This window comes from Chitinophaga pinensis, from assembly GCF_007896845.1.
Taxonomy (GTDB): Bacteria; Bacteroidota; Bacteroidia; order Chitinophagales; family Chitinophagaceae; genus Chitinophaga; species Chitinophaga pinensis_C.
The window spans coordinates 59,247-83,297 of the sequence record NZ_VOHS01000017.1 but is presented as its reverse complement, the minus strand read 5'-3'; the positions used below and the strand labels follow the sequence as shown (position 1 = coordinate 83,297).

General features: G+C 44.5%; 20 protein-coding genes. 16 read left to right on the top strand and 4 right to left on the bottom strand.

Annotation, left to right across the window (positions count from 1 at the left end; genetic code table 11):
• Positions 1-63: 63 nt before the first annotated feature.
• The 8 genes from rpiB to FEF09_RS17420 all read left to right on the top strand — a co-directional run bounded on the left by rpiB (position 64) and on the right by FEF09_RS17420 (position 8,984).
• Positions 64-525, top strand: coding sequence for a ribose 5-phosphate isomerase B (gene rpiB, locus FEF09_RS17455; RefSeq protein WP_146306304.1), 462 nt, complete (start codon positions 64-66; stop codon positions 523-525).
• Between the two features lie 731 nt (positions 526-1,256).
• Positions 1,257-1,757, top strand: coding sequence for an RNA polymerase sigma factor (locus FEF09_RS17450; protein WP_012788694.1), 501 nt, complete (start codon positions 1,257-1,259; stop codon positions 1,755-1,757).
• Between the two features lie 131 nt (positions 1,758-1,888).
• The gene (locus tag FEF09_RS17445) at positions 1,889-4,240 is read left to right on the top strand and encodes an ATP-dependent helicase (protein ID WP_146306303.1); all 2,352 of its coding nucleotides are present in this window, start codon (positions 1,889-1,891) and stop codon (positions 4,238-4,240) included.
• A gap of 64 nt (positions 4,241-4,304) precedes the next feature.
• Complete coding sequence (locus tag FEF09_RS17440) at positions 4,305-4,766, top strand: regulatory protein RecX (RefSeq protein ID WP_146306302.1); 462 nt, start codon at positions 4,305-4,307, stop codon at positions 4,764-4,766.
• Positions 4,767-4,935: 169 nt separating this feature from the next.
• Positions 4,936-5,730, top strand: a complete 795-nt coding sequence (locus FEF09_RS17435) for an amidohydrolase (protein WP_146306301.1) — start codon at positions 4,936-4,938, stop codon at positions 5,728-5,730.
• Complete coding sequence (locus tag FEF09_RS17430; RefSeq protein ID WP_146306300.1) at positions 5,730-6,113, top strand: VOC family protein; 384 nt, start codon at positions 5,730-5,732, stop codon at positions 6,111-6,113. Before FEF09_RS17435 ends, FEF09_RS17430 begins: the two co-directional genes overlap by 1 nt.
• A 69-nt stretch (positions 6,114-6,182) precedes the next feature.
• Positions 6,183-7,289 carry an N-acetylglucosamine-6-phosphate deacetylase gene (nagA, locus tag FEF09_RS17425; protein ID WP_146306299.1) on the top strand — a complete coding sequence of 369 codons (1,107 nt, stop codon included), beginning with the start codon at positions 6,183-6,185 and terminating at the stop codon, positions 7,287-7,289.
• Between the two features lie 21 nt (positions 7,290-7,310).
• Positions 7,311-8,984: an ArnT family glycosyltransferase gene (locus tag FEF09_RS17420; RefSeq protein ID WP_146306298.1), complete on the top strand. Its 1,674-nt coding sequence runs from the start codon at positions 7,311-7,313 to the stop codon at positions 8,982-8,984.
• 101 nt (positions 8,985-9,085) lie between these two features.
• On the opposite strand, the gene thiL is transcribed toward FEF09_RS17420, so the two are convergent.
• Both thiL and FEF09_RS17410 read right to left on the bottom strand, forming a co-directional pair.
• Positions 9,086-10,120 carry a thiamine-phosphate kinase gene (gene thiL, locus FEF09_RS17415; RefSeq protein ID WP_012788701.1) on the bottom strand — a complete coding sequence of 345 codons (1,035 nt, stop codon included), beginning with the start codon at positions 10,118-10,120 and terminating at the stop codon, positions 9,086-9,088.
• 12 nt (positions 10,121-10,132) lie between these two features.
• Entirely contained in the window at positions 10,133-10,906 is a 774-nt protein-coding gene (locus tag FEF09_RS17410; RefSeq protein ID WP_186774391.1) for an inositol monophosphatase family protein, read from the bottom strand.
• 158 nt (positions 10,907-11,064) lie between these two features.
• Here FEF09_RS17410 and FEF09_RS17405 point away from each other — a divergent pair, with 158 nt between their 5' ends.
• Positions 11,065-12,597, top strand: a complete 1,533-nt coding sequence (locus tag FEF09_RS17405) for a GH3 auxin-responsive promoter family protein (RefSeq protein WP_146306296.1) — start codon at positions 11,065-11,067, stop codon at positions 12,595-12,597.
• A gap of 112 nt (positions 12,598-12,709) precedes the next feature.
• Positions 12,710-13,351 carry a LysE family translocator gene (locus tag FEF09_RS17400; RefSeq protein WP_146306295.1) on the top strand — a complete coding sequence of 214 codons (642 nt, stop codon included), beginning with the start codon at positions 12,710-12,712 and terminating at the stop codon, positions 13,349-13,351.
• Between the two features lie 77 nt (positions 13,352-13,428).
• On the opposite strand, the gene FEF09_RS17395 is transcribed toward FEF09_RS17400, so the two are convergent.
• Positions 13,429-14,463 carry a 2-oxoacid:ferredoxin oxidoreductase subunit beta gene (locus FEF09_RS17395; RefSeq protein ID WP_146306294.1) on the bottom strand — a complete coding sequence of 345 codons (1,035 nt, stop codon included), beginning with the start codon at positions 14,461-14,463 and terminating at the stop codon, positions 13,429-13,431.
• A 101-nt stretch (positions 14,464-14,564) separates the two neighbouring features.
• The gene (locus tag FEF09_RS17390) at positions 14,565-14,918 is read right to left on the bottom strand and encodes a carboxymuconolactone decarboxylase family protein (protein WP_012788706.1); all 354 of its coding nucleotides are present in this window, start codon (positions 14,916-14,918) and stop codon (positions 14,565-14,567) included.
• A gap of 311 nt (positions 14,919-15,229) precedes the next feature.
• Between FEF09_RS17390 and FEF09_RS17385 the strand changes: the two genes are divergently transcribed.
• The 6 genes from FEF09_RS17385 (at position 15,230) to FEF09_RS17360 (ending at position 24,050) form a co-directional block, all read left to right on the top strand.
• Positions 15,230-16,858 carry a tetratricopeptide repeat protein gene (locus FEF09_RS17385; protein WP_261387558.1) on the top strand — a complete coding sequence of 543 codons (1,629 nt, stop codon included), beginning with the start codon at positions 15,230-15,232 and terminating at the stop codon, positions 16,856-16,858.
• A gap of 321 nt (positions 16,859-17,179) precedes the next feature.
• A complete protein-coding gene (locus FEF09_RS17380) occupies positions 17,180-17,626 on the top strand; it encodes a DUF6934 family protein (RefSeq protein ID WP_146306292.1) in 447 nt (148 codons plus the stop codon).
• A 70-nt stretch (positions 17,627-17,696) separates the two neighbouring features.
• On the top strand, positions 17,697-17,876 hold the full coding sequence (locus FEF09_RS17375; protein WP_146306291.1) for a hypothetical protein: 180 nt from the start codon (positions 17,697-17,699) through the stop codon (positions 17,874-17,876).
• A gap of 648 nt (positions 17,877-18,524) precedes the next feature.
• A complete protein-coding gene (locus tag FEF09_RS17370; RefSeq protein ID WP_146306290.1) occupies positions 18,525-21,341 on the top strand; it encodes a TonB-dependent receptor in 2,817 nt (938 codons plus the stop codon).
• A gap of 86 nt (positions 21,342-21,427) precedes the next feature.
• Entirely contained in the window at positions 21,428-22,423 is a 996-nt protein-coding gene (locus FEF09_RS17365; RefSeq protein WP_261387557.1) for a phytase, read from the top strand.
• Between the two features lie 193 nt (positions 22,424-22,616).
• Positions 22,617-24,050, top strand: coding sequence for an MBOAT family O-acyltransferase (locus tag FEF09_RS17360; RefSeq protein ID WP_146306288.1), 1,434 nt, complete (start codon positions 22,617-22,619; stop codon positions 24,048-24,050).
• Position 24,051: the final 1 nt, after the last annotated feature.

The window sequence follows — 24,051 nt, the reverse complement described above, 5'->3', positions numbered from 1 at the left end:
TAAACAGGATATTCCGCGTTGTGCTTTCTGTAACTTCCACTTCACTATTTAAATTTTTGTTTTATGGCATCACAACCACTATTTAATCTTACGCTGCCGGTAGCCATTGGCTCTGATCATGCGGGATTTGAATATAAAGAGGAGATTATTTCTTATCTGGAAGGAAAAGGTCTGAAGGTAAAAGACGTAGGTGCACATTCAAAAGACTCGGCTGATTATCCTGACTTTGCGCATCCTGTCGCAACACTGGTTGAACGTGAGCAGGCCGCGTTCGGTATACTGGTATGTGGTAGTGGTAATGGCGTAGCCATTACGGCTAATAAACATCAGGGTATACGCGCAGCTATCTGTTGGGGCGAAGAGTTATCACGTCTGGCGCGTTCTCACAATAACGCCAATGTACTTTGTATTCCGGCCAGATTTGTAGATGATGCTGTTGCTAAGCAAATGGTAGATGTATTCATTGATACACCGTTTGAAGGTGGCCGTCATGAAAACAGGGTGAGAAAGATCGCCTGTTTATAGTTTTTTATACCACTCAGAGTGTATAATATCAAACGCTGATTTTCCCGGTTTAAGCCGGTGATAATCAGCGTTTATTATTTATATGTTATACCACCTTGTTTTTTTGGTAAATACAATTGCTTTCGTTAAATTGTGTTAAGAGTCAGTCAGTTGAATGTTAGTTCGTATTGTATTTAGCATATTCAGATGTGTGTGTGTTTAAGTATTTGATGTACCCAAAGAAATAGAAAAACTAAGAGAACACTAATTGCGCGTTTAACCGTCAGATACTAAACAATCGGGATAGAAAACAATCGTCGAGAAAGTTAAGAAAACAAACAAGTTAAAGGACCTTAAGAAAAGTTACAAACAGTACCCCAGTACGCTTAACCAAAAAGTACAATCATGGAAACACCTCACATAATAAGGTGGAATCGTCAGGGCTTTTCAGAAAAGTCAGGAGCGAAGTATGTCCGATGGCGATCGTGAAAAGTAATTGTCTTTGTAATATCCAAAAAGAGAAATGTGTATGTGTACTTCCGTTTGAGAAAGCAGCCTTTAAGATTTGATTCCCCCAGTATCATTCGAATGTTCATTCTACGTACAAGACTAACTGACTAACTAACATAACCATTTTAAGTAACTAATACCCTTACATATGATAATCAACATTTACATAAACGACTGTTTCCCTTAAAGCAGGTTTATCAGCTGAATCAACAATTATTTCAGATGCTTAAACGATCACCATTATGTCATCCTCAGATTTCAATACGTTGTTACTGGGAAATGCGGATTTTCTCAGACCGTATGCAGTTACCTTAACGAAAGATTCAGAATCAGCGAAAGACCTTTATCAGGAAACGCTTTTCCGCGCACTGGCCAACCGTGATAAGTACCTCGCCGGTACAAATATCAGAGCATGGTTGTATACCATTATGCGTAATATCTTTATCAACAACTACCGTCGTGGTAACAGGCAGTTCCGCCTGCTCGACAATTCCGCAGGAGAATTCTTATTACACCAACAGCAACCCAGCATCGGCAATGCAGCAGAAACCAACCTGCGTATAAAAGATGTTCATATGGCAGTATATAATCTGCCCGTGATATTTAAACAACCTTTCATGCTTTATTTTGAAGGATATAAATATTACGAAATAGCTGCCATGCTGAATGAGCCTTTGGGTACCGTTAAAAGCCGGATCCATTTCGCGCGTAAAATGTTGAAGTCCCGTATAGCAAGATATTAATAACCCCTTTTGAAAAAGGGGGAGAGGGATTTCCTTTTCTCCCTTTCTTCATTCTTTCGTACTTTTATGCCTTCCCTTTTAAATATTCAAACATCATTTCCTGATGCAGATCAGGGATTTTTATAAAGAGAATGAAGGCAAATTATTTAGATGAACTGAACGAGCAACAGCGTCTGGCAGTAGCACACATTAATGGTCCATTAATGATCGTTGCAGGCGCAGGCTCCGGTAAAACGAAAGTGTTGACCACCCGTATCGCACACCTGATGCGTAACGGGGTAGACGCGTTTAATATCCTTTCGCTGACATTTACAAATAAGGCAGCCCGTGAAATGAAGGAACGTGTGGAAAAGATCCTTGGCGGTACAGAAGCACGTAACCTCTACATTGGTACCTTCCACTCCGTGTTTGCCCGACTGCTCCGCGCAGAAGCACACCGGCTCGGTTACCCCAACGATTTTACAATCTACGATTCTGACGACGCGAAAAGTGTGCTTAAAACCATCATAAACGAGCAGAATCTGGATGATAAGCACTACAAGCCTAATTTGGTATATAACCGCATTTCCGCGGCTAAAAACAGCCTTATGGGGCCTGAAGAGTATCAGCATGACTATGCCGTACAGCAGGAAGATATGCGCGCCAACAGGCCGATGACAGGTAAGCTGTACGATATGTACGCGAAACGCTGTTTTAAAAACGGCGCCATGGACTTTGATGACCTGCTCTTCAAAATGTACCAGCTGCTGAAAAGCTTCCCTGAAGTACTGCACAAATACCAGCACAAGTTCAAATATATCATGATCGATGAGTACCAGGATACCAACCCGGCTCAGTACGAGATCATCAAACTGCTCGGTGCCGCCCACGAAAATATCTGCGTGGTAGGCGACGATGCACAAAGTATCTATTCCTTCCGTGGTGCTACCATCCAGAACATCCTCCAGTTTGAAAAAGACTACGACGATGCAAAAGTGGTAAAACTGGAACAGAACTACCGCTCTACCAAGTCCATCCTGAACGTAGCCAACGAAGTTATTGCCAATAACAAAGGACAGATCGAAAAGAACCTCTGGACAGATAATGCAGACGGTGAAAAGATCAAGCTGGTGCGTACTATGACAGATAATGAGGAAGGTAAGTTCGTCGCAGATACCATCGCAGAACAAAAATTGCGTAACCACTACGCCAACAGAGACTTCGCCATCCTCTACCGTACGAACGCACAAAGCCGCGCATTTGAAGAAAACCTGCGCCGTAAAGCGATTCCTTACCGCATCTTCGGTGGCCTGTCCTTCTACCAGCGTAAAGAGATCAAAGACTTCATCGCCTACCTGCGCATTGTAACCAATCCACAGGAAGAAGAAAGTCTGAAACGTATTATCAACTACCCTGTACGCGGTATCGGTAAAACCACTGTTGATAAATGCACCGTAATCGCCAACGACCAGAATATCACTTTCTGGAATGTACTGGAAAGAGCGCGCGAGTTCGGATTTAAGAGCGGTACCCTCGAAGCCATTGAAGGCTTTGTGATCATGATCCGTAGTTTCCAGGCAATGCTGGGTAAACACAATGCTTATGACATTGCTTTACAGGTTGGTAAGTCTACCAATATCGTAAAGGAACTGTTCAACGATAAAACAACAGAAGGCCTCGCCCGTTACGAGAACATACAGGAATTACTGAACTCCATCAAAGAATTCACCGAAACGCCCACAGAAGACGGTGAACTGCTGGAAGCTGAAAAATCCCTCGGTAGCTATCTGCAACAGATCACACTGCTGACAGACGCCGATAAAGGCGATGATGCAGACAGCGATGTAGTGAAACTGATGACTATCCACGCCGCAAAAGGACTGGAATTTCCGGTAGTATTCTCCGTAGGACTGGAAGAAAACCTCTTCCCAAGTGGCCTTTCCATCAATTCAAGGGAAGAACTGGAAGAAGAACGCCGCCTGTTCTATGTAGTGATCACACGCGCCAAGTCCCGTCTGTTCCTGACATATGCTAACAGCCGTTATCGTTTCGGTCAACTGGTAAATAATGAATCCAGCCGTTTCCTCGAAGAAATGCCGGAAAAATACATTGACCGCAGCTATGCCGGTGGCAGTGGCGTAAACCGTAGTCCGATCAACAACGGTGGCGGTCTGTGGGGTAACAGCGGTGGTGGCAATATGTTCGACCGCATGCAGAAGAAAACGCCGTCATCCGGCCAGCAACCAGCTGGTCCGCGTCCGGCACCAAGACCTATGCAGACGGCAGCCCCAAGTACGCACGTCCCTTCTCCTAACTTCGCACCGGACGACCCGGCTACTATGGAAGCCGGAATGGAAGTAGAACACCAGAAGTTCGGTTTCGGTACCATTACCACGATGGACGGCCCTATGAACAATCGGGTAGCTACAGTAAACTTCCCGAAGGCAGGTGGCGAAAAGAAGATCATGCTGAACTACGCGCGCCTGATGATCGTAAAAAAATAACTGCACTATAACTGACTGCAAGAGAAGGGGATAACCCGTCTCTTGCAGTTTTTCTTTATACAGAATGATAGCTTCCGCAATACTGAAACTGCGTCACTACTGTGCCTACCAGGAACGTTGCCACAGCGAGGTGAAAAGCAAATGTTTTGAACTCGGATTAAGAGGCGAAGAGGTGGATGAGGCAATCGCCGCCCTGATTGCCGATAACTTCCTGAATGAGGAACGCTTTGCCAAAGCGTTTGCAGGTGGTAAATTTCGCCTGAAACAATGGGGACGCAAGAAGATACAGATGGAACTGAAACAGCGTCAGGTATCGGCGTATTGCATAAAAAAAGGCATGGATGAGATCGATGCGGAAGATTATGATAAGACCCTTTATACCCTCGCCGAAAAGAAATATGCATCCCTGAAGGGAGAACAATATCTTAAAAGGAAGTATAAAACGATCCAATATCTCCTGCAAAAAGGGTACGAACCCGAGTTTATACAGGACGCCGTTGAACAAATCGCAAAAGGAGGGGATTAGCCGGTGTATAATTTTCATACTTTTTAAACGAAGTCATCGTAATTTGCAAATCATAATTTGCAATTAAGGGTTAATAGGTCAGCATGATGCATGGAAAACCCCTGCATCTTTTTAATGCACATTACCAAGCACTCTTAATGCCCAATTTTTAATTCCTAATTGACCAACAATGTCAGATCTGAAAGTAACGCTGATACAGCCTAACCTGCACTGGGAAAATATTGAAGCGAATCTTCGCATGTTCGATGAAAAGATCGATTCAATCAAGGAAAGAACCGAAGTAGTAGTGCTGCCGGAAATGTTCAGCACAGGCTTTAGTATGGCTCCTGAAAGACTGGCACAAAAAATGGACGGTTCTGCAGTACAGTGGATGAAGCAGAAGGCAGCCGAAAAGAATATTATTCTGACCGGAAGTCTGATCATCGAAGAAGATGGCCAGTATTGGAACCGCCTGATCTGGATGCAGCCTAACGGTGTTTATGGCACTTACAATAAACGTCACCTGTTTGGTTTCGGTGGTGAGCATGAACACTATCAGGCGGGTGATAAACGCCTGATCGCCTCCGTAAAAGGATGGAAAGTATGTCTGACAGTATGTTATGACCTGCGTTTCCCGGTGTGGTCAAGGAATGCAATTACTCCTGAAACCGGCGAACCTGCATATGATGTGCTGATCAACGTGGCTAACTGGCCTGAACGCAGAAGCACACCATGGAAAACATTAATTCACGCACGTGCCATTGAAAATCAATGTTATGCGATCGGTGTGAACAGGGTAGGTAACGATGGTAATGACATCTATCACAGCGGTGATTCCAGCCTGATCGATCCTCTGGGTGAAATCATCTACAGGAAATCACATGAGGAAGACGTCTTTACCACTACACTTGAACGCTCCCGCCTGGAAGAGGTGAGAAGTAAATTTCCTTTCCTGAAGGATGCAGATAAATTCCAGGTTTTTTAATGTTAAAAGGTCTACACCATATAGCAATCATTTGCTCCGATTACGAAAAGAGCAAGCGTTTTTATACAGAAGTACTCGGTCTCAGGATCATCCGCGAAGTATACCGGCTGGAACGCCGGTCGTACAAGCTGGACCTGGCGTTGAACGGGTATTATGTGATTGAATTGTTTTCATTTCCCGATCCGCCGCAAAGAGTCAGCGGACCGGAAGCAGCAGGATTAAGGCACCTGGCCTTCGCTGTAGATAACCTGGAAAAGGCAATAGCACATCTTACAACTTATAATGTAACTCCCGAGCCTGTACGTATTGATCCCTACACCGGCAGACGGTTTACCTTTTTTACCGACCCTGACGGCTTACCTCTGGAATTATATGAAGCGTAACCGACAGTCATAAGCATGCCAAACGGTATTGACTATGACTGTTATCTATAGATAATTAAAACATAGTCAATGCTTAGGGCTTACATTAACACCCGGATCTTTACAGGAGACTTATGGCTTGACGGCTATGCCGTACTCACAGAAAATGGCCGCATTCAGCATGTACTGCCACAGGCGCAGGTACCTGAAGACGCGGAATTAACCGACCTGAAAGGCGATATTCTGGCCCCCGCATTTATTGATCTCCAGATTTATGGAGGTAACGGAAAGCTGTTCCCGCTAACACCTGATGTTGCCACCTTAAAGGCCACTTATGAGTATTGCCAGTCTGGTGGTGCAGCGTTTTTCATGCCTACCATTCCCACACATTCTTCCGAAGTGATCAGCAAATCCATAGAAGCCGTACGCCAATATTGGCAGGAAGGCGGACAGGGAGTATTAGGGCTGCATCTGGAAGGACCATTCATCAATGCCGAAAAGAAAGGCGCACACCTTCCGCAATATATCAGGCGCCCGTCAACAGCTGATATAGACGAGTTGCTGAAACAAGGTGAAGGCATCATTAAAATGATGACACTGGCGCCCGAATGCGTAGACGCTGATCTGATCAAAAGACTGCAGGATGCCGGAATACTGATATCCGCAGGTCATAGCAACGCCGATTATACCACCGCCTACCAGTCATTCGAAAACGGTATTACAACCACTACACACCTATTCAACGCAATGTCACCTTTCCAGCACCGGGCACCGGGTCTGGTCGGAGCGATTTATGATCACCCCAGCGTACATGCCAGTATCGTACCCGACGGTATACACGTGGATTTTGCCGCCTTGCGGGTTAGTAAAAAGATCATGGGAGAAAGACTCTTCCTGATCACAGATGCTGTTGTGGCGGCCAGTGAAGGGGACTATATCTACGTAGAAGAAACAGATCGCTATAATAACGCTCAGGGCGTACTGGCTGGTTCCAGATTGACCATGCATAAGGGAGTGTTGAACTGTATCAAGGCTGCCTGTATATTACCGGAAGAGGCATTACGTATGGCTTCCCTGTATCCGGCTACGGTAGCAGGACGTGCAAATGAACTGGGTAAAATAGCGCCGGGATATACCTCCGCCATGGTCGTGCTGGACACGAACTGGGAGTTCAAACAGTTAATTGGGTTATCTTAGCGGTTTCAACCTGTAATACGCATGGCCATCGCAGAATATTTTAAGAAGAACCAGTACAAGAATCTTTTCCTCCTGATATGGCTGCTACTGGCCCTGTTTCAGGCAGGATTTACAGAGCTGATGGATGACGAGGCCTACTATTGGGTCTATTCCCGTCATCTGGACTGGGGCTACTTCGATCATCCGCCGATGGTAGCTTTGCTGATCAAAATGGGATATGGCTTGTTCCATAATGAGTTTGGCGTGCGTTTAGGTATGGTCATACTCAACCTGTTTATACTGATCATAACAGATAAACTGATACCCCGCAGGGATAACAAACTGTTTTATCTGCTGCTTTGCCTCATGGGAGCCATGCAGCTGGGTGGTATACTGGCAGTACCTGATATTCCTCTGATCTTTTTTACTTCTCTCTTCTTTCTGGTATATAGCAATTTTCTGGAACAACAGAGCTGGAAGAATACAATGCTGCTGGCCCTGAGTATGGCGTTGATGTTCTACAGTAAATACCACGGTATTCTGATCGTTGGCTTTACTCTGATCTCCAACCTGAACCTGCTGCGCGTATTTAAATTCTATGTAGCCTGCATCGTTACGACCATCCTTTTCATACCGCATCTCTACTGGCAGTATGCACATAACTTTCCGTCATTGCAATACCACCTCGTAGAACGCAATGCCAGCAGTTATAGTATCAATTACACCATAGAGTATGTACTCGGACAGATCATGTTGTTTGGTCCTGTAGCCGGATGGCTCGTGCTGTATTATGCATTTGTATGTCCGATACAGAGCGCTTTTGAAAGAGCACTCAAATTCAGTGTGATCGGCGTATTGGCATTTTTCCTGCTCAGCACTTTCAAAGGCAGGGTAGAGACCAACTGGACGGTGATGTTGTTCACGCCTGCCATGATACTGGCTCATCAGGCGGTACGCAGAAAACGCTTCCTGAAATGGTCATTACGTATACTGCCATACCTCGCTATTATTACGCTTTTTTTGGTGATGGTGACAAGGGTATATATGGTGTGGGATTTCATACCGGGAGTAACGATCCGTCCCGAGATCCATCATAATAAGCCATGGGCAGAAGAGATGAAAAAACATGCTGCCGGCAGACCGGTAGTATTCATCAACAGTTATCAATGGCCTTCCAAGTATATGTTCTATAGCGGTGAACTGGCATATGTAGTCAATAACCGTTACAACCGCCGTAATCAGTACAACTACTGGGATACAGAAAAACAGCTGTGGGGCAAGCCCGCAATGATCACATTCACCCCTGACAACAAACTGCCCTATTCAGAAAGCTTCACTACTGTAAAAGGACCATGGAATGCCTATAGCGCGGATCCATACTACTCTTATTCCCTGATCACACTGGAAACTGCTATGAAAAAAGTGAAGGTGAAAAGGGGAGAGCGGATGCCTTTTATCCTGCATTTGAAGAATGGGTATAACGGACCGGTACCGGTTGACAAAGCCAATGAGGCCGTAGTCGGTTATGCGTTTCTTGAAGCACAGAGTGGTGTGAAATCAGACCTCGCTGTCAGCCGGGCGATCGAAAGACGTTTGATACGTATGGAAGTAATTATGCCTGATGAACCGGGAACTTATCATCTGAAATTCTGTGTATTCTCAGGAATATTGCCGCCAACGCATAATAGCCAGACGGTCATCGTAGAGGTCAATTAAATGAAGCATCAGTCGGGTGTAAATAGTATATCCCGCTATTCAGATATTAAAGACAAAAGGCGTCCTGTCACAGGACGCCTTTTGTATGATGGCGTATAAATTTATTGCTGAAAGGCATTCCATCCCTGAGAAACAAGTTTGAATTTGTTGCCACCTTTTGTCAGGATATGCGCGCCTTCGCTGATATCATCCATATAACCGATAACACTGATCTGTTCTGACAGCACGATCTTATCGTGGTCTTCCTGTTTGATGGTGAAGAGCAGTTCGTAATCTTCTCCACCGCTCAATGCTGCCGCTGTAGGGTCCAGACTGAATTTCAGTGCCAGTTCCTTTGTTTCGTTGGCAATAGGAATTTTATCCTCATACAGTTTTACACCAAGATTGCTTTGTTTGCAGATATGCAGGATTTCAGAGCTCAGTCCATCACTTACATCCATCATAGAAGTAGGGTGAATATCCTGTTCTTCGAGGAAACTGATAATATCACGGCGGGCTTCCGGCTTGAGAAGGCGGCCGATCACATAGCTCTGGTTTTCCAGATCAGGTTGTAACTGCGGACTTTCCAGATAGATTTTCTTCTCTCTTTCAAGTATGGTCAGACCGAGGAATGCGGCACCCAGATCGCCGGATACACAAAGCAGATCGCCTTTCTGTGCGGTGGATCGTTTTACAAATTTGTCAGGAGCTACTTCACCGATAGCTGTAATGCTGATAATAAAGCCTTTCTGGGAGGAGGATGTATCGCCGCCGATCAGATCTACGCCATATTTCTCGCAGGCTGCATAAACGCCTTCGTAGAATTCGCTCAGCGCATCTACAGAGAAACGGTTACTGAATGCAATACTCACAGTGATTTGTGTAGGAGTTGCATTCATTGCATAGATGTCAGAAAGATTCACCACAACAGATTTATACCCCAGGTGTTTAAGTGGTGTATACATCAGGTCAAAGTGAATGCCTTCTACGAGCATGTCAGTGGAAATAACTGTCTGTCGTCCGAAATGATCAATGACAGCCGCATCATCGCCTACTCCGAGGATGGTGCTTGCCTGTTGAATTTCGATATTTTTTGTAAGGAGTTCTATTAATCCGAACTCCCCGAGGGAGTTAATCTCTGTTCTTTCGTCACTCATGGTGTATGAAGATTAGTATTTACCGTTAACGATATCTACCAACGGCTCGTGGATAAGGCCATTGGTGGCAATCAGTGTACGCTGGTATGGAGAGTAGCGGTTGCCTTTGAAGTCAGTTACCTTACCACCAGCTTCTTCCACCATCAGGAAACCGGCAGCGGCATCCCATGCGTTCAGACTGTGTTCATAATAACCATCAAAGCGACCGGTAGCTACCCAACAAAGGTCAATAGCAGCAGAACCGAGGCGGCGTACCGGCTGACCTTGCTTTACGAAGTACTCAAACACTTCGATCGGGCTATGAGTATATTCACCCCAGGTATACGGGAAACCAGTTACCATGCAGGCTTTGTTCATTTCTGTTTTTGTTGATACCCGGATGCGTTTATCATTCAGGTAAGCGCCCTGTCCTTTTTCTGCAAAGAAGAACTCATTCAGGAATGGATTATATACAGCACCCAGAATCATTTCACCATCCTGTTCTACACCGATAGATACGCAACAGATGGGAATGCCATGCGCAAAATTGACCGTACCATCCAGCGGGTCAATGATCCATTTGACATTGGAGTCAGAGACAAGCTCTCCGGATTCTTCGCTCAGGATAAAGTGCTGGGGAAAGTTTTCCCTGATCACACTGAATATCGCCGTTTCTGCATTCTTATCGGCTTCGGTAACGAGGTCATTCACTGAACTTTTGCTGGTTACCTCAAAAGAGCCGTTAAAGTATTGCTGTAGAACATCTCCGCCGGCTTTTGTTGCTTTGAGTAGGGTAGCTTTTAACATGGGGCAAAGGTACGCGGGAATTTTTTTTCTAACCATATCGTTTTTGTTAATATGTTTGTGTAAGATTGGCAGTGGTCAAATGCCACTGATTCAAATTCCGGCCGTCGCAATCTAAAATCGGCGTATTTTTGCAGCTAATAAATGAGAAGGAAAATTAAATGGCCATTTTAGGTAATCTTATATCCAGGTCACTGCGCATCAGGAAGAAATTCACATTTAAGTTAGGGACACCCCGCCAATATCAGCTACAGGTATTAAGGAGATTGCTGGGGAAGGCGAAGGACACGCAGTTTGGACAGCATTACAAATTCCAGGAAATCCTGAACAGTCCAAATATTACGGCTCAGTACCGTTCTGCCATACCGGTGCATAACTATAACAAGATGCACGCTGAGTGGTGGCATAAGTGTCTGGAAGGACAGGCAAACGTAAGCTGGCCTGAAAAAATCAAATACTTTGCTCTGAGCTCTGGTACATCGGAGTCGGCAAGTAAACATATTCCAGTTACTAAGGATATGCTGAAAAACGTCAAGAAAGTGGGCGTAAAGCAGCTGTACTCCATGGCTAACTTCAATATTCCTCCCAAGTCCTTTACTAAGGGAATCCTGATGCTGGGTGGTACTACCGCCCTTTATGAGAAAGGTGACTACTACGAAGGTGACATGAGCGGTATACAGGCGAAGAACATTCCGCGCTGGTTCAGACGTTTCTATAAACCGGGAGGTAACATATCGAGGAAGCCGAACTGGGAGCAGCGTATCAAGCTGATCGTTCGTAAGGCGAAACAATGGGACGTAGGAACGGTATGTGGCGTACCGGCATGGGTGCAGATCGTATTAGCCGAGATCATCAAGTATCACGGTGTAAAAAACATTCACGAGATATGGCCGAACCTGGCTGTATATATTCATGGTGGGGTATCTTTTGAGCCTTATCGTGACAGCTTCCAGAAATTACTGGGTAAGCCGATCAACTTCATCGAAACCTATATGGCTTCCGAAGGTTCCTTCGGTTTTCAGGCCAGACCGGGTGTAAGAGGTATCAAGCTGGTACTGAATACCGGTATCTTCTACGAGTTTATTCCTTTCAATGAAGAAAACTTTACTGCTGATGGCGAGGTAAAGCCCAATCCGAAGGCTTATATGATCCATGAAGTAGTGGAAGATGTGGAGTATGCAGTAATGCTGTCTACCTGTGCAGGTGCATGGCGTTACCTCATCGGTGATGTGGTGAAGTTCACCTCGGTAAAAGAACATGAGATCGTGATCGTGGGCCGTACCAAACAGTTCCTCAGCCTTTGCGGAGAACACATGAGTATCGACAACATGAACAAAGCGATCGATATGGTGCAGAAGAAGATGGGTATTACCATCAGAGAATTCACCGTAGCAGGTTTCCCGTATGATGGATTGTTTGCACATCGCTGGTACATCGGTACAGATGATGTGAATGTAGACAGTAACCGTGTACGTGAGATCATCGATCAGACACTCAGTGAAGTGAACGATGACTACGCAGTGGAAAGAACTTCCGCCCTGAAAGAGCTGTTCGTAGAAGTATTGCCGAATGAAGTATTCATCGACTATATGAGAGCGAAAGGCAAGGAAGGTGCGATGAATAAATTCCCACGTGTACTGAAAGGCGACAAGCTGAAAGACTGGGAACAGTTCCTAAGCGTGAAGTCAGTTTAAGAATTTTAACGATTTTATTAATAAAAAGATGGGTAACTTTCAGCAATTAAAGTTACCCTTTTTTATTACTAAGGATAGCCGTAAGAGTAACGGCAACGGAATTTTGTAGCGCATGATAGCAGCACTGGCAGCGGGCATGGTGTTGGGCCTCTTTCTATCAATATCGGTAGGTCCTGTCATCTTTGCCATTATAAAGTATAGTATCAACAACGGTTTTAAGGCAGGGGTCAGCTTCGCTTTGGGAGTGTCATTCAGTGATATCTTTTTTGTACTGACGGGCAATCTGGCTACGTCTTTCATTACCGGTCTTGAAGAATACAAACAATATATCGGCATTATCGGAGGTATCCTTCTGGTATGCATGGGTATCTACGGCCTGTTTTTCAAAAAGGTCACTATCAGTACAGGAGACGAACGTCCTGAGATGTTCCGCACACACGATTATCTGAAAATATGGCTGGCAGGGTTCCTGATGAATACGCTGAACCCGGGTGTGATCATCTTCTGGTTGGGAGTATGTGTGGCCAACAGCTCTACTACTGTAGGGCATCGCGTAGTGATGTACCTGACCTGTCTGGCATGGGTATTATCCACCGATGTACTGAAAGTCTTCGTAGCTGATAAGATCAGGCATAAGCTGACTTTAAGCAATGTGGTATGGCTGAACAGGATAGCCGGGGTGAGCCTGATTGTGTTTGGTGTGATATTATTATACAAAGTGCTGTTTGATCCGGCAGCAATCACAGGACACTAATACAAAGACATGTATATAAAAAGAAAAGCCATTCATAACGAATGGCTTTTTCTTTTTTATTGGTGGTGGTAATTAACCTATTTGATAGTCCAGGTTTCTCTACCTGCCAGTAACTTGTCCAGATCGCCAGGGCCTTTTTTAGCCAGTGCGTCTTCTGTCTGGAAGTTCAGCTGATCTTCGTAAGTAGGACGGAAGGCCTGATAGAACACGCCAAAAGGACGTGGCAGGTGACCTTCTATACGAGGATCGTCGAACATGCGGGTAAGGATCTGTGCTTTATAAAAATCTTTCTCATCATGGATCCAGAGGTCTTCAGCGCTGTATTCGCCACCCAGTTCCACTACAACAGGTTTTAAACCATCCAGACGGATACCCTTATTCTTCTGTGCACCAAAGATCAACGGTTGACCTTGTTCCACCATAAGGGTTTCTTCAAGCTTGCTGCCTTTTTCTGTAAATACCTCGAATGCACCATCATTGAAGATGTTACAGTTCTGATAGATCTCAAGGAAGGAAGCACCTTTATGAGCATGGCTGCGTTTCAGCATTTCCTGCAGGTGTTTCGGATCACGGTCCATACTGCGGGCAATAAAGGTAGCATCAGCTCCCAATGCCAGCGCCAGCGGATTGAACGGATGGTCAATACTGCCGAAAGGAGTGGATTTCGTCACTTTGTTCTCTTCTGAGGTAGGAGAGTACTGGCCTTTCGTCAAACCATAGATCTGGTTATTGAACAACATTACGTTGATATCGAAGTTACGGCGCAGCAGGTGGATGGTATGGTTACCCCCGATGGAGAGACCGTCACCATCACCGGTTACTACCCAAACGCTCAGTTCAGGGCGTACAGCTTTCAGGCCGGAAGCGATAGCAGTAGCACGACCATGGATGGAGTGCATACCGTAAGTGTTCATATAATAAGGAAAACGTGAAGAGCAACCGATACCGGATACAATCACAATATTCTCCTTCGGAATGCCCAGACCGGGCATAATAGTCTGTACTTGTTTTAATATAGAGTAGTCTCCACAACCTGGGCACCAGCGTACTTCCTGGTCCGTTGCAAAATCCTTCGCCGTTAACGTCTGCGGAGCTATAGTAGCTGTTGACATCTGAATGTTTTAAAGAAAAAGAAAAAAACGGTGGGCAAAGTTACGAATTGTTACTCTTCGCGGTTTACGCAAAAAGGAATACTTCTCCTTCCCCCTTTAATTTATGCCTGTTCCTGTTGCTGTAACGCTTCCCAGTATTCGGCCGCTCTTCTGGTGTGTGGTATCACTATAGTACCGCCAACAATGTTAGCTACGGCAAAGATCTCATACATTTCTTCTGTAGTAATGCCCTGTTCGTGGCATTTTCCCAGGTGATATTTGATACAGTCATCGCAGCGGAGCACCATTGACGAAACCAATCCCAGCATTTCCTTCACCTTGGTGCTCAACGCACCCTCAGCGTAAGTATTTGTATCAAGGTTAAATAAACGGTTAATGACCTTATTCTGTTTTCCCAGGATTACCTCGTTCATTTTGGCGCGGTAATCATTAAAAGCTTGTATCTCGTCTGCCATTTTGTTGTTGTTTACACACCTTAAAGCTATGAATTGATTCGCAAATATAAATCAATCTACTTGTTTGGTAGACTATGCTCGTCGGGTGAAAAAGCGATAATTCAGTTGTGTGTTGTAAATGAGTGAGTTATATAGGGTGGGATAACCATAGGTTATTGCTCATAACAAGAAGTGATGCCAATAGGGGAACCACAGCTGTCAGAAGTGGCGTCGTCAGATTCTATCCGGAATACAACAGAAGACTTGCCCGCTTAACAATAAGATAACATTCATGCTGTTTCTTTGCGCTTTATCTGCTGATTATGTTTGCGATGCGTTTCTTTCTACTGTTGATTTTAGGCGGACTATTGTCCGTTGAGCTGCCTGCACAAAATGAAAAGCTGTCAAAACTGCAACAGTTCGATGGTGATGATTATGAACAGATTAAACCTGATTCCAGCTTTCTGGAACTGAAAAACGCCTATAACCGGGCCATAGAAAAGAAAGATCAGCTGGCAGCCGCTAACTGTCTATCCCAGATGGGACAGGTCTGCTTCCACCTCGGGCATTTCCCACAAGCTTTGGATTACCATCTGCAGGCTATCAGCATCTATCGTAAAGCAAACGCCTCCCAACAACTGGCTGGCAATCTTAACGAGATCGGTGTATTGTATTATTATAATAAGCAGCCTGAACGCTCTCGTGAAAACTATGAACAGGCACTTGATATCTATCGTTCCATACATGATAACGCCGGTGTCGCCCTCACCTATGGTATGATCGGTCACCTCTATGAGAAAGAACAGGATTATGACAGCGCCTTTCTCTATCAACGGCATGCCCTCTCCACCTATCTGCTGGCAGATGATAAAAAGGGAATGTCCAAGATCTATGAGAACATTGGCAGTATTTACGAGGATCAGGCCGTTTATGACTCCGCCGCCTTGTATTTTAAAAAAGCACTTGACCTGAATATGGCCGCCGGCGATAAACTGGCCCGTATAGAAATATTAAACAACCTCGGCGATGTATCCCGCAAAACAGGTCATTATCCTGAAGCACTTTATCAGACGCGCCGTGCCCTTGTACTCGCACTGGAATTACATGAACAACGTCAGCTCAGTGGCGCCTACCGCGATCTGGCCAAAGCGCATCATCTGGCAGGGACCAATGACAGCGCATTCTATTATCTGGAATTGAGTCGCCAATACCTGCTGGAAACCTACTCAGACGAAAACAGTAAACAGGTAGCCCTGTTGCAGTCTGTTTATGATATTGAAAAAAAGAATAATGAAATAGAGCGCTTACAGAACGCCCGGAAAACCAACCGCATCATGACCGTTGCCATCGTGCTCGTTGTATTATTACTCGTTGCCCTTGGATTGCTGATCATCAGCCGTCAACGCCTGAAGATCCGTAACGAACAGATACTGCGCATGCAACACCGGCAGATCTTCGAAACAGAGAAAGAACTGATGGAAGCCGCCCTGCAGAACAAACAGCTACAGGAAGGTAAACTGAAGGAAGAACTGGAAGTCCGCTCCCGCGAATTGACCACACATACCCTGCACCTTATTCAGAAGAATCAATTGCTGGAAGAACTGCGCGTGCGTCTGGACGAAATGGTCAAAGAAGACAAGCGCGATCAGAAAAAACAACTCAAACAATTGCTCTCCCAGATCAATCATAGCTTCAATCATGATCAATATTGGGTAGACTTCAGGAATATCTTCGAACAGGTACATCAGGCGTTTTTTGATAACCTGAAACGTTACTGTGATACACTGACCTCAAACGACCTCCGACTGGTAGCCTTGCTGAAAATGAATATGGAATCCGGAGATATTGCGACCTTATTAGGTATTTCTACGGATAGTTTGCGGGTGGTAAGATATCGGCTGCGAAAGAAGTTAAATTTGCAGCAGGGAGAAAGCCTCACCGCATTTATCCAGAGTTTATAAGCCATTATGCCTGACTGTGTCAATTGAATATTTGATATGGTCAATTTTGATAATGCACTATTCCTTCTCTCAGGGGGAATTATTGTTGTCTGGTTAATAATAATAAGATAGCATCGCTTTAGTATAGTCTGATAATAGTCGTTCTACGTTAGTGCTACGTTTAAAACGTAGCACTAACGTAGAATGACTATTATTTAAAGCCTCTTTATATACAGGTATCGTGATGCAACATTATTTGTCATTTTGATTGGGTTGTTTTGTATATGCGTAAAATGTTGTTATTTAATTATTAAGAAGGGTTTTGCTCGTATATTGCGATCTATGTTTGGTCTGGATAAATACCATTACACAAGTGACACAAGTTTTATGGCTTACCATTTTATAAGTAATGGTCCCCAGGGCGCAATACAAAAGATTGCGAAATTTAATCTTATTGGAAAACAGGTTTATAATTTTGGTTTTGGAGATTTTGATATAGAAAGTGGAGATATATCAGACACTGTCGTAAGTGATAACAAAGACGTTGATATAATCATGGGGACCGTAGGAGCAATCATCTATGATTTTACGAATGTATTTCCTGATTCTCTTATTGTTATTCAAGGAACTAGTAACGCTCGCACAAGATTATATCAAATGAATTTAAACAAGTACTGGGAACGGATAGAACCTTTATTTAAAGTCTATGGTTTAATGGAAGATGATCAATGGGCTCCCTTCAAGCGAGGTATAAATTATCAGGCATTCTTAGGTGAACGCAAAAAGTAATAATATTATTGATTATTAGTGAGTTAGGTTGTGGCTTAGTGAAAGCTTAAAATGAATTATCTTTGTGTATATGGCAAATAAATCAAGAAAAGCGGATTTTAATCATATCGGTATCAAGCCATTGATCACCGTAGATCCTACATTACCATCCTTCGAGGGACATCCCTTTTTTGAAAAGAAAGCCAATATTGCCAAAAAGCTCTTAAACCGCGTCGGACTTCCCAAATCAATCTCCCCCAAAAGTCGTTAATCACTCACTTTACGCATTTCCCCTAAAAGTCCAAAGCAACCCAGTAACACAGCGGAGGCTTTCAGATGGTAAAGCGGACCTTAGCTCGTCCCCTGCATCCAGCTAAAGCTCAATCAGCCCCCCAATCCCCAGCCCTCAACGACAGTAACATCCATGCACTTAACGGGCCCCAGTCCGCGCCACCATCTGAAACCGCAGCATAATCCCCCAAAAGTCGTTAATCACTCACTTTACGCATTTCCCCTAAAAGTCCAAAGCAACCCAGTAACACAGCGGAGGCTTTCAGATGGTAAAGCGGACCTTAGCCCGTCCCCTGCATCCAGCTAAAGCTCAATCAGCCCCCCAATCCCCAGCCCTCAACTACAGTAACATAATGTACTTAACGGGCCCAGTCCGCAACACCATCTGAAACCGTAGCATATCCACCTGTTAACATTCCCTTAATGTTGCGGTAATATTTTCTTAACTGACATTTTGTTACGTATCTGTATATTGATAATCATTCAGTTGCGTGTGTTTTGTTTCGCTTGTTGCCTGCTTGTTCACGGGGTTTGTAACGGTGTATCCTTTTTGTATACCCCCTTAATTTGGCTTCAGCAATGCTCAAATGCACCTTTGCGGAAGTAAACGGATTAACTCACTACCGATATGCAAAAATTTCTATTCACCATTCTTTTCTCCTGGATGAGCATTTTATGCTTCGGACAGACAGCCGGCCTGGTGACCGGTAACATCGTCGATAAGAACCAGCACTTATCCCTGCCTGGTGCGACACTGAAATTAAAACCGGGTAATCATTACACTGTTTCCAACCAGCAGGGTAAATTCGAATTCCTTGGTGTACCTGCCGGTACCTATACACTGGAAGTAACCTATATCGGTTATCAGACATTCACACAGGAAGTGACTGTTGCCTCCGGAAAAACAACAGACCTGCAACTGAAACTCGAAGCCGGCGGTATTGCCGGTAAAGAAGTACTGGTGATCGGAGACCGTCTCCGTGGTCAGGCGAAAGCCCTCAACCAGCAGCGCAACAATCCTAATATTACCAATATCGTATCTGCTGACCAGATCGGTCGTTTCCCGGATGCAAACGTAGGTGATGCGATCAAGCGTATTCCCGGTATTACTATGCAGAATGATCAGGGTGAAGCCCGTAATATCATCATCCGTGGTCTGGCGCCTGAACTGAACTCAGTTACCCTGAACGGTGACCGTATCCCTTCTGCTGAAGGAGACAACCGCCGTGTACAGATGGACCTGATCCCTTCCGATATGGTACAGACCATCGAAGTAAATAAGACACTGACGCCTGATATGGATGCTGACGCAATCGGTGGTTCAGTGAACCTTGTAACCCGTGCCGCTCCAAATGGCCTGCGTGTATCGGCAACTGCTTCCGGTGGCGTAAACCCTATCCGTGGTAAAGCGCTATATACCGGCGGACTGGTAGTCGCTAACCGTTTCTTCAATAACAAACTGGGTGCTGTAGTAAGTGCTTCTTATAATAATAATGACTATGGTTCCGATGATATGGAGGCTACATGGAGTAAAGATGACTTCGGTAATGTCTTCGTTTCCGAATCAGAAGTACGTAAATACAATGTACAACGTATCCGTAGAAGTGCATCCGCAGCATTAGATTATAAGATCAATGCCAAAAACACCATCTACGCTTCTGCAATGTACAACTGGCGTGATGACAGGGAAAACCGTTACCGCCTGCGTTTAACTGATATCGAACCTGAATATGATGCAAATGACGCCATCACCGGTTATGTTGGTTCCGTACGTCGCGAAACCAAAGGTGGTATCGATAACGGTCGTAACAAAAGCCGCCGTCTGGAAGACCAGCGTGTACAGAACTATTCCGTGCGTGGTGAACACCTGCTGGGTAGCAAAGTAGATCTGGACTGGTCAGCCAGCTATTCAAGAGCAAGCGAAGACAGACCTAATGAGCGTTATATCGAATATCGCGCGGATGACGGTCCGGTAAGTCTGGACGTCAGCAATCCGCGTTTCCCTCTGGCGACTGCGCCATCCCTGAGAGACGAAGATTTCGGATTCAAATCCCTGACAGAAAACCACGACTTTACAAAAGAGAACGAATACGGATTCAAACTGAACCTGCGTTTCCCTCTGAGTGTGGTACCGGGTCAGAAAGGCCGTCTGCGTGTAGGTACACGCCTGCGTCTGAAGGATAAAGAAAGAGTTAATAACTTCTTCGAATATGAGCCAACTACCGAATTCGGTAACCTCGCGGAGATTTCAAACATCAAAATCAGCGGTAAAGGTTATCAGGCTGGTGAAAAATATGTACCGGGTACTTTCGTAGTAAATACCTTCCTCGGTGCACAACGTCTGGATGACGCATCTAAATTTGAGAAGAACGATAATCCTGCTGAATACCTCGCGGTAAACTTCAACGCAAAAGAAAGAATCTCTGCCGGTTATATCCGCTGGGATCAGGACCTGACCAGCAAACTGTCTGTAATCGCAGGTGTACGTGTTGAAAATACACACATCAATTACGAAGGTAATGTGGTTGCAGAAGAAGAAGATCTGGAAGGACAACGTAAAGTAACTAATAGCTATACCAACGTCCTGCCGGGTGTTACATTCAAATACAATGTAAACAGTGACCTCGTATTACGTGCAGCAGCAACAACTTCTATCGCTCGTCCCAACTACTATGATATTGCTCCTTATGTAAGCAGTGTTGCGGATGACGCAGAACTGAGCGCAGGTAACCCATCCCTGAAAGCAGCTTACGCATGGAACTTTGACCTGATGGCTGAACAGTATTTCAAATCAGTAGGTATCCTGTCAGGTGGTCTGTTCTATAAGAGCATCAGCGACTTTATCTACACTTATAGAGATAATGCTTATACCACTGAGAAATTTGCAGCTGATTACAAAGACGTAGCTACCAACCCAATCCCTGCAGGTGAAGAATGGGTGTACAAACAGGCACGTAATGGTGATAATGTAAGAGTATATGGTTTTGAAGTAGCATTACAACGTCAGCTGGATTTCCTGCCGGGCTTCCTGAAGGGTTTCGGTGTGTATGTAAACTACACTTATACCAAATCTAAAGCAGACGGTATCTATAATGCGGATGGCGACAAACGTGACAATGTATCTTTACCGGGTACTGCTCCTCACATGTTCAATGCATCCCTGTCTTACGAAAACCCTCGTTTCACAGCAAGACTGTCCGGTAACTATACCGCTTCTTACCTCGATGAACTGGGTGGTGATGATTTCGACGATCGTTTTTATGATAAACAATTCTTTCTGGACCTGAATGCTTCTTTCAAACTGACTAAGACATTAAGAGTATTCGGTGAAGCAAACAACCTGACCAACCAGCCACTGCGCTACTATCAGGGTATTTCTTCCAGGACCATGCAGGCAGAATACTATCGTCCGAGATACAACTTCGGCGTGAAGTTCGACTTGTAGTTTGTTGTTTCCTTAAATAGATAAGATACATGTTAAAAAAAATATTGGCGCCTCTAAGCGGTCTCGTAATATTTGGCGCCTGCCAGATGAATTCAACAAAAACTGTTGTCAGACAGGATGGTATCAAGCCAGCAGTGGTTACAGAGGAAACTGGCCATGATACAGACGATCCTGCCATCTGGATCAATAAAGCAGATACATTGAAAAGCCTCATCATCGGCACAGACAAGAATAGTGATGGTGGATTATATGCCTTTGATCTTGAGGGAAAAATTGTCAACAAAGTATTGGGTTTAAAACGCCCTAACAATGTGGACATCGCTTACGGCTTCAAATTAAATGGTCAGCCGGTAGATATTGCCGTACTGACAGAACGAGAAACAAATACGATCCGCATATTCCGTCTGCCTGATCTGACGCCTGTTGATGGTGGAGGTATTCCGGTGTTTCAGGGTGAAAAAGAACGCGCTCCGATGGGGATAGCGATGTATACCCGTCCGGAAGATGCTGCTATTTTCGCTATCGTTGGCCGCAAGAGTGGTCCTGCTGAAGGATACCTCTGGCAATACCGGCTGGTGGATGAAAATGGTGTGGTAAAAGGCCGTCTGGTCAGGAAGTTTGGTACATACAGCGGTAAAAAGGAAATAGAATCTATTGCGGTAGATAACAAGCTGGGGTATGTTTATTATTCTGATGAGACGGTGGGTGTACGTAAGTACCTGGCCGATCCGGCGAAATGGGATAATAAAGAACTGGCCTTATTTGCCAAAGAAGGGTTCGTTTCTGATCATGAGGGTATTTCCATTTACCCGACATCCGACTCAACAGGATATATACTGGTATCCAATCAGCAGAATAATTCATTTATGATCTACAGAAGAGAAGGGGAGAATGGTGTAGCGAATGAACATAAACTGATCGGAGAAGCGCCGGTATCCACACTGGAGAGCGATGGTTCTGAAGTAACAGCTGTTCCACTGGGAAGTAAATTCCCGAAGGGAATGTTTGTAGCCATGAGCAATGGAAAGGTATTTCATTATTATTCCTGGGAAGATATACAAGCGAAGATCAAAGAAAAATAGACAGGGGAAATACAATAGTAATAAGGCAGCATCTATCCGGATGCTGCTTTTTTTTTGCAGAAAGATCGGATGTTGTATATGTATATAATGTTAATTATCAGGTGTTTTAGGCCCAGACGCCCGGGGTTAAAAAGGCGTTATTTGTCTGGATTATATATCTTTGCCCCTTCATTTATAAAGAACATTACATCAGATGTTATTTAACTCTTTCGGGTTTGCCTTATTCCTGCCTATAGTGTTTATGCTGTATTGGTTTATTGCCAATCGCCACTTCAGGATACAAAATATAGTGCTCCTGCTTGCAAGCTACCTGTTTTACGGACTCTGGGATTACCGGTTCTTATTTCTGCTCACTTTCTCCATTCTGCTGGATTATTATACAGGGATAAGGATACATGAGGCAGCGACTCCGGCGAAAAAGAAGACATGGTTATTTATCAGCATATCCATTAACCTGGGCTTTCTGTTTTTCTTTAAGTATTATAACTTCTTTGCAGAGTCTTTTGCCGAACTGTTAACCAGCGCAGGATTTCATCCTGATATCTGGACGCTTAAAATTATTCTGCCCGTTGGTATATCATTTTATACGTTTCATGGATTGTCTTATGTCATCGATATCTATAAGGACAGGACAACGCCTACAAAAAACTTTGTTGATTACGCCTTGTTTGTAAGTTTCTTTCCACTGCTGGTGGCCGGACCAATCGAAAGGGCTACCCATCTGTTACCACAGGTGCAGGCGCCGAGAGAGTTTGAGCTTAATAAGGCGGTAGACGGTCTGAGGCAGATCTTGTGGGGTTTATTTAAAAAGATCGTACTGGCTGACGGATGTGCAAAATTTGCTAATCTGATTTTTGCATCTTCTGATACAGTGAATGGTAGTACGCTTGTCATTGGTGCTGTTTTATTCGCATTCCAGATCTATGGAGACTTTTCGGGTTACTCTGATATCGCACTGGGTACCGCCCGCTTATTCGGATTTGAGTTACTGAAGAATTTCTCTTATCCATACTTCTCCCGTGATATTGCCGAGTTCTGGAGAAGATGGCATATCTCTTTGTCTTCCTGGTTTAAAGACTATGTATATATTCCTCTGGGGGGGAGCCGTAAAGGCCGGAACAGGGCGATAATAAACACTTTCATCATATTTCTGTTAAGTGGATTCTGGCATGGTGCTAACTGGACGTTTATTGTCTGGGGAGGTTTGAATGCAATTTATTTCCTGCCTCTGCTGCTGTCAAACAGAAACAGGAGTAATATGGAAATAGTAGCAGAAGGAAGAATGCTGCCTACATTCAGAGAGTTATTTGCAATGATTTTCACATTTGCACAGGTAGTATTTGCATGGATCTTTTTCAGAGCTGATAACCTTTCGCATGCGTTTAGATACATCTCGCGCATGTGTACCACATTATTCCATAAGCCGGATATTTTCCCTGTAACCACTTTTGCTATCATTGCCATCTTCCTTGTGATCGAATGGCTGGGAAGGGAATCGCCATATGCTATTGCAAAAATTGGCATCAGAATACCGACCCCTGCAAGATGGAGCTTTTATCTATTATTAATCCTTACAATGATTGCTCTTCACGAGAAAAATCAGCAATTCATATACTTCCAATTTTAAC